At 66.0% G+C, this 1,059-nt stretch carries 1 protein-coding gene; it reads left to right on the top strand.

Annotation, left to right across the window (positions count from 1 at the left end):
- The first annotated feature begins 174 nt into the window (after positions 1-174).
- Positions 175-1,011 carry a glycoside hydrolase domain-containing protein gene (locus AB0915_RS39280; RefSeq protein WP_366696213.1) on the top strand — a complete coding sequence of 279 codons (837 nt, stop codon included), beginning with the start codon at positions 175-177 and terminating at the stop codon, positions 1,009-1,011.
- Positions 1,012-1,059: the final 48 nt, after the last annotated feature.

Below are 1,059 nucleotides of genomic sequence, written 5' to 3'. Positions count from 1 at the left end.
TGAAGGCAATGAGCACGCCAAATTTCTGTAATGGCTGTACGGAATGCCTCATTCGTCGGCGAACTGCCGACTGCGGCATGAGAACGTGATCTGCCGCCGGGGAGGCTGACGACTCGCCTGCCCCGTCGGCCTCTCACTTTTTCGAGCCTTCTTCCGAGCACTGTTGAGGTCTCTGTGCCTTCTCACCGCATATCCAAGAAGCGTCGCCGCATCTCCCTGGCCGTGGCCGGCGCCGCCGTTCTCGCCGGTGGCGCGTTCGCCGCCGAGGCCGCCACCGCTACCACCGTCTCCAGGCCCGCGCCGAAGATTTACACCGGGCATGTCTTCGACACCTGCACCGCACCGTCGCTGACCACCATGAAGGGCTGGTACAGCTCCTCCGTCTACCGCGGTGCCGCCGTGTACGTCGGCGGGAAGAACCGCGGCTGTGCGCAGCCCAACCTCACCGCGTCCTGGGTGAAGTCCGTCAGCGCCACCGGGTGGAAGCTGGTCCCGCTGTACGTCGGCGCGCAGCCGCCGTGCCAGACCAGCGCCAACCCCGAGAAGATGACCGCCACCAACGCCGCCTCACTGGCCGTCACCGACGCCAACGACGCCGTGGCGAAGGAGGCCGCCCTCGGTATGAAGCCGGGCAGCCCCGTCTACCTCGACATGGAGTACTTCGACCCGAAGAACACCTCCTGCGTGAACACGGTGCTCACCTACATCCGGGCGTTCGACAAGACGGTCAAGGCGAAGGGGTACTGGTCCGGCTTCTACGGCTTCAGCAACTCCAGTGCCGCCGTCGTGGCCAACGCCACGAACCGCACGGACCTGCCGGAGATCCTCTGGTACGCCCGTTACGACGACGTGTACTCCACCACCACGGGCTTCCCGTACGCCTCGACGCTGTACACCGGGCACCGCCGGGGCCACCAGTACGCCGTCAACAAGAAGGTGACGCACACCGGCGGCACGCTGACGATCGACCGGAACGCCTGGGACGCCCCGGTCGCGATCGTGGCCGGCTAGTGCTCTGACCACATACGTTCACCGGGTTGGCGTTGTCTTTGGGGAGGC

The sequence above is a fragment of the Streptomyces sp. NPDC048411 genome (assembly GCF_040704695.1).
GTDB lineage: Bacteria > Actinomycetota > Actinomycetes > Streptomycetales > Streptomycetaceae > Streptomyces.
Note: the sequence above shows the minus strand (reverse complement) of the source record. Positions and strands in the feature narration are given on the sequence as shown.